General features: G+C 66.0%; 6 protein-coding genes and 1 pseudogene. 5 read left to right on the top strand and 2 right to left on the bottom strand.

Going from position 1 to position 10,483, the window contains the following annotated elements; translation table 11 throughout:
• The 4 genes and pseudogenes from IC50_RS10575 to IC50_RS10560 form a co-directional block, all read left to right on the top strand.
• The coding region (locus tag IC50_RS10575) for a penicillin-binding transpeptidase domain-containing protein (RefSeq protein WP_035703767.1) at positions 1–1,051 on the top strand (1,051 nt) is incomplete at its 5' end.
• 113 nt (positions 1,052–1,164) lie between these two features.
• A protein-coding gene (prfB, locus tag IC50_RS10570) for a peptide chain release factor 2 (RefSeq protein ID WP_157460945.1) occupies positions 1,165–2,296 on the top strand; the annotation gives its coding sequence in 2 pieces (ribosomal slippage) (positions 1,165–1,233 and positions 1,235–2,296; 1,131 coding nt in all).
• Positions 2,275–3,180: pseudogene (locus IC50_RS10565) on the top strand (NAD(P)-dependent oxidoreductase); the annotation flags it as partial. The gene prfB and the pseudogene IC50_RS10565, both read left to right, overlap by 22 nt.
• A 145-nt stretch (positions 3,181–3,325) precedes the next feature.
• Positions 3,326–4,237: a DMT family transporter gene (locus IC50_RS10560; RefSeq protein ID WP_035703761.1), complete on the top strand. Its 912-nt coding sequence runs from the start codon at positions 3,326–3,328 to the stop codon at positions 4,235–4,237.
• 63 nt (positions 4,238–4,300) lie between these two features.
• Here the strand turns inward: IC50_RS10560 and IC50_RS10555 are convergent, their stop codons facing one another.
• Together IC50_RS10555 and IC50_RS10550 are read right to left on the bottom strand one after the other, a co-directional pair.
• Positions 4,301–5,656 carry a M23 family metallopeptidase gene (locus IC50_RS10555; protein ID WP_193374108.1) on the bottom strand — a complete coding sequence of 452 codons (1,356 nt, stop codon included), beginning with the start codon at positions 5,654–5,656 and terminating at the stop codon, positions 4,301–4,303.
• A gap of 111 nt (positions 5,657–5,767) precedes the next feature.
• Complete coding sequence (locus IC50_RS10550) at positions 5,768–6,460, bottom strand: peroxiredoxin (RefSeq protein WP_081492406.1); 693 nt, start codon at positions 6,458–6,460, stop codon at positions 5,768–5,770.
• 195 nt (positions 6,461–6,655) lie between these two features.
• On the opposite strand from IC50_RS10550, the gene IC50_RS10545 reads away from it, so the two are divergent.
• Positions 6,656–10,465: a YhdP family protein gene (locus IC50_RS10545; RefSeq protein ID WP_035703757.1), complete on the top strand. Its 3,810-nt coding sequence runs from the start codon at positions 6,656–6,658 to the stop codon at positions 10,463–10,465.
• The last annotated feature ends 18 nt before the right edge of the window (positions 10,466–10,483 follow it).

The following is a 10,483-nucleotide window of genomic DNA, read 5'->3' as shown; positions in this document are numbered from 1 at the left end:
GCCGGGTTCGTCGTTCAAGCCGATCGTCTATTCGGCTGCGCTCGACAACGGCTATACGCCCTCGACCGTCGTGCTCGACGCGCCCATCGAAATCGATCAGGGCCAGGGCGCCGGCGTGTGGCGGCCTGAGAACTTCTCCTCCGGCAAATTCCAGGGACCGGTAACGCTGCGCAACGCGCTGCGGCAGTCGCTCAACACGGTGACGGTGCGCCTCGCGCAGGACATCGGCATGCCGCTGATCGGTGAATATGCCCGCCGTTTCGGCGTCTATGACGAGCTGCCGAATTATCTCTCCTACGCGCTCGGCGCCGGCGAGACGACGGCGATGCGCATGGTCACGGCTTACTCGATGCTCGCCAATGGCGGCCGCCGCGTGAAGCCGACCTTGATCGACCGCATCCAGGACCGCTACGGCCACACCATCTTCAAGCACGATCAGCGCGAATGCCGCGGTTGCGACGCGCCGGGCGGCTGGAAGAACCAGCCCGAGCCGCAGCTGATCGACCGCCGCGAGCAGGTGCTGGACTCCATGACCGCCTATCAGATCACCGAGCTGATGGAAGGCGTGGTGCAGGCCGGTACGGCCACCGTCGTCAGGGATGTCGGCAAGCCGGTCGCCGGCAAGACCGGAACCACCAACGAGGCCAAGGACGCCTGGTTCGTCGGCTTCTCGCCCGACATCGCCGTCGCGATCTATATGGGCTACGACAAGCCGCGTCCGCTGGGCAGGGGCAACGCCGCGACCGGCGGCCATCTGGCAGCTCCGATCGCGCGCGATTTCCTCAAGCTCGCGCTCGCCGACAAGCCCGCCGTGCCGTTCAAGGTGCCGGCCGGCATCAAGCTCGTGCGCGTTGTCGCCAAGACCGGCATGCGCGCCGGCCCGGGCGAGACCGGCGGAACCATCCTCGAGGCCTTCAAGCCGGGTACGGCGCCGCCGGACAATTATTCGGTCATCGGTGTCGCCGACGCTGACGGGCGCATGCCGGCGTCGCAGCAGCAGCAGCCGGATTCCGGCTTCTTCATGCGGCCGGGCACCGGCGGGCTGTACTAGGCCTTAGGACAAGACGGACGATCGTGGTTCCGGCGGTTGCGCTTTGCAGCCGCCGCCGCTACATCCCCACCTCAATCGCTTGCGGGATCAGTCCCGCGAAACCAGAGAACGACATGCGCGCCGAAATCGAACGGTTGGTAGAAGAGATCAAGCAGTCAGTCGGGCTGCTGAGGAGGCATCTTTGACGTCGAGAAATCGACGGCGCGCCTCGCTGAGCTGAACAAGCTCGCAGAAGATCCCAACCTCTGGAACGATCCCCAGAAAGCCCAGAAGCTGATGCAGGAGCGCACCTCGCTGGAGGATGCGCTCTCGGGCATCGGCAAGGTCGAGCAGGAGCTCGAAGACGACATCGGGATGATCGAGCTCGGCGAGGCCGAGGGCGATGACGGCGTCGTTGCGGAAGCCGAAGCCGCGCTGAAGAACCTCAAGAAGGAAGTCGCACGGCGCGAGCTCGAGGCGCTGCTCTCGGGCGAAGCCGACCGCTTCGATTCCTATCTCGAAGTGCATGCCGGCGCTGGCGGCACCGAGAGCCAGGACTGGGCGCAGATGCTGCTGCGCATGTACACGCGCTGGGCCGAAAACCACGGCTTCAAGGTCGAGTTTCTGGAAGAATCCGAAGGCGAAGAAGCGGGCATCAAATCCGCGACCATCCAGGTCTCTGGGCACAACGCCTATGGCTGGCTGAAGACGGAAGCCGGCGTGCATCGCCTGGTGCGCATCTCGCCGTTTGATTCCAACGCGCGGCGGCACACCTCGTTCTCGAGCGTGCAGGTCTTCCCCGTCATCGACGACAGCATCAAGATCGACATCAAGGAATCCGATGTCCGCGTGGACACCATGCGTTCCGGCGGCGCCGGCGGCCAGCACGTCAACAAGACCGAATCCGCGGTGCGCCTGACGCACATTCCGACCGGCGTCGCGGTGGTCTGCCAGGCCGGCCGCTCCCAGCACAAGAATCGGGCGCAGGCCTGGGACATGCTGCGCGCGCGGCTCTATGAGATGGAGCTGAAGAAGCGCGAGGAGAAGGCCGCCGCCGACCAGGCGGCCAAGACCGATATCGGCTGGGGCCACCAGATCCGCTCCTACGTGCTGCAGCCCTATCAGATGGTGAAGGATCTGCGCACCGGCGTGCAGACCTCTGACACCTCAGGCGTGCTCGGCGGCGATCTCGACGAGTTCATGGCCGCGACGCTGGCACAGCGCGCCTTCGGCACCACGACCGGCGAGATCGAGGACGTGGACTAGCCATGCCCCGTGTCGCCTTCATCGGATTGGGGCGGATGGGTCATGGCATGGCCGGCCGCTATCTCGATGCCGGGTTCACGGTGACGCTGTGGAATCGCAGCAAGGCCAAGGCGGAAGACCTGATCGCGCGCGGCGCGCATTGGGCGACTTCACCGGAGGACGCCGCGATCGATGCCGACGCGGTCGTGACCATGGTCGCCGACGACGAGGCCTCGCGCGCGGTCTGGCTCGGGCCGAAGGGCGCGGCCAAGACGGCGAAAGCCGGCACCATCGCGATCGAATGCTCCACCGTCTCCTATGACCACGCGCGGGAGATGGGCCGCGAGCTCAACGCGCGCGGGCTGATCTACATCGATTGCCCCGTGACGGGATTGCCGGATGCTGCCGCGGCCGGGAAGTTGACGCTGCTCGTCGGCGCCGATGCGGCAGATCTCGAGCGCGCGCGGCCCTATCTCGAACCGATCGGTTCGACCATCCGCCATTTCGGCGCGGTCGGCACGGGGACGGTCTACAAGCTCATCAACAATCTCTTGGGTGCGATCCAGATCGCCGGTCTTGCCGAGGGTCTTGCCATCGCCGAGCAGGCCGGGCTCGACATGAACCTCGTGCTGGAGTCGATCCAGGCCGGCGTCGCGGCAAGCCCGCAGGTAGCGCGTCACTCCAGGCGCATGGTCGCGCGCGACTTCAGCGGCGCGACCTTCACCGCAGCGCTGCGGCACAAGGATGCCGCCTACGCCGTGAAGCTCGCCGAGAGCCTCTTGGCGGACAAGCCGCTGGTCTCGCGCGCCGCGGTCGAGGCCTACGCGCAGGCGAGGGCCGAGATGCCTGATGACGACGAAGGCAGGATGATCGAGCTGGTGTCGCGGCCGAGGGAGCCGTCCTAGCCGGGTTGCATCGACATGGAGTAAATTCGATCGCTCCGTTCGTTGCCAGCATCGGTTTTGTAAACCGGCAGTTCATCGGAAATCGGGTGGCACCGATCGCCGCGTCGTCCTAGGCCAGCGGGCTCGGCCGTCGATGTGAGAGCCCATGCCCCCGAATGACAACAGGATCGATGCGCGCGACTGGTCGCCGCTCGCCGTGCTCTCGATCCTCTGGGGTGGTTCGTTCTTCTTCAACGGCGCGGCGTTGCGGGAACTTCCGCCGCTGACGCTGGTGTTTCTGCGGGTTGCGCTCGGCGCGGGGATGCTGCTGCCGTTGCTGCGCCTGCGGGGGATCAGCCTGCCCAAGAGCATGACGGGATGGCGGCCGTTCGTCGTGATCGGGCTGCTCAACAACGTCGTTCCGTTCTCGTTGATCGTGATCGGCCAGACCTTCATTTCGAGCGGGCTCGCTTCGATCCTGAATGCCACCACGCCGTTGTTCGCGGTGGTCGTGATGGCTGCCGCTGGCGAGGAAGCATTGCGGATGAGGCGGGTCGCTGGCGTAGCGCTTGGCGTCGTCGGCGTGGTCATCCTGCGCGGGTGGGGCATCGAGACGAGACCGGGGCAGGGGCTCGGTATCCTGCTCTGCCTCGGCGGCGCACTGAGCTATGGCTTTGCGGCGCTGGCGGCGCGGCGAATGCTGAAGGACGCAGCCCCGCTGGGCGCGGCGACGTTTCAGCTGATGGCATCGACGGTGATGATGGCGATTGTCGCGGGCGTGGTGGAGCGGCCCTGGCGCCTTGCAGCGCCGGGCCTCACGACATGGCTGGCGGTGCTCGGCCTTGCCGCCCTGTCGACGGCGCTCGCTTACATCGTCTTCTTTCAGATCATACGGCGCTCGGGTGCGAGCAACGTCATGCTGGTGACGCTGCTCATTCCCGTCACCGCCATCCTGCTGGGCTGGCTGGTGCTGGGCGAGCCGATCTCCATGCGCGAGATCGTGGGCGCAATCGTCATCGGCAGCGCGCTGCTCGTGATCGACGGGCGCGCATTTGGCCTGCTGCGCCGCGGCGCGTAAGCTCCCGGCCTGACAAGGGAAGATCGCGGGGGGCGAGCAGGAGGCGAAAAGAGAAGCGAGGGTCTAGCCCGCGCTGAGCCGGACCCCGGCGCGCAGGAATTTCTGCGGATCGACTGCTTCGCCCTCGATGCGGGTCTCATAGTGCAGATGCGGACCGGTGGAGCGGCCGGTCGAGCCGACGAGTCCGATCACCTGGCCGATCTTCACGATCTCGCCGACCCTGACATTGATCTCGGAGAGATGGCCATAGCGCGTCGATAACCCATTGCCGTGATCGACCTCGACCATGCGGCCGTAGCCGCCGGACCAGCCCGCCGAAACCACCTTGCCGTTGGCGGTGACGCGAACGGGATCGCCGCTGGCGGCGCGGAAGTCGAGCCCGGTGTGCATCGCGGGCCGTCCGAGGAAAGGATCACTGCGCACGCCGAAGCCGGAGGTGAACTCGACTTCGCCGATGACGGGCTTGCGGTAGGGCACCAGCGCCAGCGTGCGGTTGAGGCGGTCCATCTCGGCGCGCGTGGTGTTGATGCGATAGAGCTGCTTCTCGAACGGTCCTGCATTGGCCGTCAATTTGACGGGAACGAAGGGCCCGCCCATCGCGGCGCGCGGCACGGCAGCTTCGAGATGGGCGAGGTTCAGGCCGAGATCGCTGACCACGCCGCGCATCCGGCGCATGCGTGAATCCATGCTTTCCTCGACGGCGCTGAGCGCCGCCATCTGGCGCCGCTCGACCTGGTCGAGCGAGTTCGTGAGCCGGGCCAGCACGTTGTCGAAACCGTTGTTCCTGGCGAATTGGCTGACTGGCGGCGCCACGACGGTCGGGGCACGCGATTCGAGGCGCGCTTCGCGGTCCGGCGGCGCCACGAAGATGACGGTGTCGCTGATCGGCGACGGCTTTGGCGTGGTCTGGCTTGAATCGCCACGCTGCGGTGCGGAGCGGGGAATCGAGCCGGTCACGTCGGGCATGGCCCCGAGCGCCGTGGCCCGGGACTCCAGCGCCGTCTGGCGCTTCATGATCTGGTCGAGTTTCTGGTCGAACTGTTCCTGGTCGAGCAATTGGCGGCTGGTGGTGCGGTCGACCTTGGCGCGCAGCTCGGCGATGCGGTCCTCATAGGCATATTGCATCTCGGCCTGCCGGGCGATCAGCCGGGTCAGGACGTCGTCACGGAACGCAAAATAAGTGGCCGTCGCGGCCGACCACAGCCCGAGCAGCACGACGGTGCCGACCACGATCCAGAACACCACAGGGCCGAAGCGGACCTGCTTGCCGGCATGGACAATGGTGTAGGCGTCGTCAGCGGCGGGCAGGGGAATCGCGGCGGCCGCCGCCGGGGCGGCCGGACGGCGTTGGAAGGCGCGTCCGTGGTCATGAGGATGATGCTGGGGGTAGTGCGAGTATTGGGCAGAACTTTTCGACATCGGCACTCCCGCGCCGGTCGGGTGGGCTCCTTCCGGCTCAATTGCCGCAGCAATCTGGGCCGGTCATGGTTAATTTTCCGGAAATGGGAACAGGCGAATTCAACGGACTGGTTAAAGGCTTCTTGCCGCCTCCAGCACCTCATCGGCATGACCGTCGACCCGGACATTGCGCCAGATCCGGGCCACCCTGCCGTCGGTCCCGATCAATATCGTGGTGCGAAGAATTCCCAGGAAGCTTTTGCCATACATGGACTTTTGGCCCCAGGCGCCATAGGCCTCCAGCATCTCATGTGTCTCATCCGAGATGAGGGGGACGCCCAGCTTGTGCTTGTCGCGGAACTTCTCCTGGGCCTTTAACGGATCGGCGGAGATGCCGAGCACGGCGGTGCCGGCGGCAGCGAAGGCATCGGCCAGGCGGGTGAAGTCGATCGCCTCGCGGGTGCAGCCGGGTGTGTCGGCCCGGGGGTAGAAGAACAGGACGAGCTTTCGACCGGCATAGTCTGCCAGCGTGACCAATTCGCCGCCGTCGCGGGGCAGGCGGAAGGCGGGCGCCTTCTGGCCCGCGGCCAGGCCGGACCTCGCCGCAGCGGGCGGGCGAGAGGCTGATTTGGATGAACTTAACTGTTTCGATGCGGCCTTATGTGATCCTGCTTTTGCTATGGTCCCGGTTGATTTGCTGGCCGGTGTCCGCTGTGTTGTCGCGGACCGTGCCTGAGTCGATGCCCGCGTTTTTGCGGTCTTCTTTTTGGCGGTCGAACTGCCGGAGGACGTTTTGGACGATTTCTTTCGGGATTTCTTGGACATACGCCTTCCTTTCGACGCTTTCGGCGGGTCAACCGAAGCGGTATTGCAGCTCTCGTCCAGCGTGCCGGAATCGCGCCCTCGGCTGGGCAAGTCTGACGACGCCGGAGTATGGTTACAAGGAATTCCACACACCACCCATCTGCTCGTTGAACGCGCTCCCGGGGCGAAATGACGAACAGCAGGAATATTCGAGGTATGGCGGCAGTGCCGGCGCAGGGAGCTTCACTTCCCCTGGACGGCTGCGGTCCCGGCGGTGCTCAATCCTATGACGGGCGCCTGTATCGAGAGGCAATGGCAAGGAATACGTCGCCCCAGGACCACAACCGGGATTTCGATCGGCGCGGCGGCCAATATGAGCCGCAGGATTGGGACGACGCCGACTGGGATCCGGATCAGGAAGCGGCGGCGGGCCATCGTGCACGCCGGCTGCTGGCTCGTTCCGGTTCGGGATTCCACCGCGTCGGTGACGGATTCGGCGCGTTGCGCCGCTGGCTGGGTGGTGGTCGCTGGCTGAAGCGCCTGGTCGTTGTCGTCGGCACCCTGGTCGCCATTTTCGTCGGCTGTTTTGGTGCGGTGTGGTGGCGGCTCGGCGCCGGTCCCATCAATCTGGACATCGCAACGCCATGGCTGGCGGCCGCGATCGAGGACAATATCGGTCACGGCAACACGGTTGAGGTCGGCGGCACCCAGATCGAGCGCGCCGGCCGGGTCCGCATTGCCGTCCGCATCCGGGACATCATCGTTCGCGACCGCGATCACGCCATCGTCGCCAGCGCACCGAAGGCCGAGGTGAGGCTGTCGGGGGCGGGTCTGCTGATGGGGCATCTGCGCGCCGAGAGCCTCAATCTCGTTGATGCCGAGCTCGCAATTCGCATTGCTCCTGACGGCACTGTCACCGTGTCGGCCGGCGATACAGCCAAGCCGCTGGCGACGGGTGTCGCGTCCAAGAAGGATGCCGGCCTGCCGCCGACATTCCCGCGCAGCGGTGTCCCGCCGCCGCCATTCGCGACCGCGCCTGCGAGCCCGGAGGCATCACAGGCCGCACCGCAGGCGGCCGCGCAGAGCGGCATCCTCCAGGGCCTCGATTGGCTCGACAGTCTGAGCATGACCGGCCTCGACGGCCAGAACCTCAACGAGATCGGCCTGAAGAACGGCAATCTGATCGTCGACGATCAGCAGCGCGGCAGCAAATGGACCTTTGAGAACATCACGCTCAGCCTGCGCCGGCCGAGCCGCGGCGGCGTCGCGCTCAGCCTCGGCGAGGAGGGCGCGCACCCCTGGATGCTGCGCGCCACGATCGGCCCTGCCGAGAACGGCGTGCGTTCGGTCGACATCAAGGCCGACAAGGTCTCGACCTCCAACATCCTCTTGGCGCTGCGGGTGAAGGACCTCACCTATACCGCCGACCTGCCGCTGACCGGCGAGCTCAAGGGCGAACTCGGCCGCGATGGCGTCCCGACCTTCTTCAGCGGCAAGATCGCGGTCGGCGCCGGCAACATCATCGACACCGACACGCCCGACTATCCGATGGGAATCGACTCGGCCGAGATCAACGTCGAGTGGGACGCCAACCGGCGCGTGCTGGTCGCTCCGTTCAAGGTTCTCTCCGGTGCGAACCGCCTGACGCTGCTGGCTCATCTCGAGCCGCCCAACGGCACCACCAACGACTGGCAGCTCGGTTTCAGCGGCGGTTCGATTCTGCTCGGCGGCATCGACAACGAGCCGCCGCTCGTCTTCAACCGCATTGCGATCGGATTCCGCTTCGACACAGATCACAAACGCCTCTTGCTGACGCAGGCCGACATCAGCAATGGCGAGATCGGCGTCGCCGGCACCGGTGCCATCGACTATTCCGGCGAGCCGCGGCTGACGCTGGGCTTTGCGGGAACGCCGATGTCGGCCTCTGCCTTGAAGCGGATGTGGCCGACGCTGGTCGTTCCCGAATTGCGTGAATGGGTGATCGAACGGATCGAGCGCGGAACGCTCCAGCGCATCGAGATCGGCATCAACTCGCCGACCAAGAACCTGCCCCGCAGGGGCCCGCCCATTCCGGACGACGGCCTCTCGGTCAACATCGTGGCGAGCGGCGTCGCGGTCCGCCCCGTGGACGGCATGCCGGTGGTGCGTGATGCCGATTTGAAGGCGCGCGTGACCGGACGCACCGCGACCGTGAACATCGGGCAGGGCGTTGCCGATACGCCCGCCGGCCGCAAGATCACGATCTCCGACTTCACCTTCGAGGTGCCGGACATGGCGCCCAAGCCGTCGCCGTCGCGAACGAAGTTTCGCGTCGACGGATCGGTGCCTGCGGCGGCCGAAATGCTCGCCAATGACCGCCTGAGCGATCTGTCGTCGACCGTCGTCGATCCCAGCACCAGCAAGGGGACGTTCTCGGCGAACATCCAGCTCGGCATGCCGGTCAAGGGTGAGCTGACCAAGGCCGACACCACCTATGCCGTCACCGCCGACCTCAACGGCTTTGCCGCCGACAAGCTGGTGATGAACCAGAAGCTGGAGGCGAACAATCTCAAGATTGTCGCCAATAACCAGGGCTATCAGGTCAAGGGCGACGTCAAGATCAACGGGCAGGCGGCCTCGCTCGACTATCGCAAGCCGGCCGAGGGCGATGCGGACGTCCGATTGCAGGCGACGCTGGACGATGCCAGCCGCGCGCGCCTGGGATTTGATCTGAGCCCCGCCGTCAGCGGATCGTTGCCGATCAAGCTGTCGGGCAGGATCGCAAGCGGCCCGGATCAGACGACCAAGCTCGGCGTCGAGGCCGACCTGACCTCGGTCAAGCTCGACAACATCCTGCCCGGCTGGGTCAAGCCGCCGGGCAAGTCGGCCAAGGCCAGCTTCAAGGTGGTGCCGACGGCGCAATCGACGCGTTTCGAGGACATCGTCATCGAGGGCGGCGGCGCCTCGATCAAGGGCTCGCTCGAGGTCGACGCGAACGGTGATCTCATGAATGCGAATTTCCCGACCTACGCGCCGTCCGACGGCGACAAGGCGTCGCTCAAGGTGGAGCGCAGCCAGGACGGCGTGGTGCGCGGCACGATGCGCGGCGACGTCTTCGACGGCCGCGGTTTCCTGAAGTCGGCGATCTCGGGCAATTCCAAGGACGATGCCAAGAGCAAGCTGAAGAACGTCGATTTCGACATCGACGTGAAGCTCGGCGCCGTGGCCGGATTCAACGGCGAGGCCATGCGCAGCGTCGATGCCAAGATGTCGAAGCGCAACGGCGCCGTCAAAGCCTTCACGCTGAGCGGCAAGATCGGCCGCGACACGCCGGTGGCGGCCGACCTGCGCGGCGGCCGCGCGCAGGGCAACCGCGAGGTGATCTATCTCCAGACCAACGATGCCGGCGCGCTGCTGCGCTTCACCGACACCTACACCAAGGCGGTCGGCGGCCAGATGGTGGTGGCGATGGAGCCGCCGACATCCGAGCCGAACACATCGCGCGAGGGCCTCATCAACGTTCGCGACTTCACGGTGAAGGGCGAGGCGCAGCTCGAACGCGTCGCCGCCGGCGCGCCCAATGGCACCGGCAACGGCGTCTCCTTCAGTGCGCTGCGCGCCGAGTTCACCCGCCAGAACGGCGCGTTGACGATCCGTGACGGCGTCGTGAAAGGCCCGATGATCGGCGCCACCATCGAGGGCTCGATCGACTATCCCGGCAACCAGGTCTGCATGAGCGGCACCTTTGTGCCGATGTATGGCGTCAACAACATCTTCGGCCAGATCCCGCTGTTCGGCATCTTCCTCGGCGGCGGCAACAACGAGGGGCTGATCGGCGTGACCTACGAGGTCGTCGGCACGCCGGCGGCACCCGTGATGCGTGTCAATCCGATCTCGGCGATGGCTCCCGGCCTGTTCCGCAAGATCTTCGAATTCAACACCGGCAAGCAGAACTCGCCGTTCGAGGAATTCCCGTCGCAGTCGAACGGCGGCTCGACCGGATCGACGCGTCAGCTCTCGAGCGGTTGCAGTCTGGCGCGACGATAAAGGGAGGACGGACTGTCT

Source organism: Bradyrhizobium genomosp. I (2014), assembly GCF_000261685.1.
Taxonomy (GTDB): Bacteria; Pseudomonadota; Alphaproteobacteria; order Rhizobiales; family Xanthobacteraceae; genus Bradyrhizobium.
The sequence above is the reverse complement of the archived record's forward strand: the minus strand, read 5'-3'. Positions and strand labels throughout refer to the sequence as shown.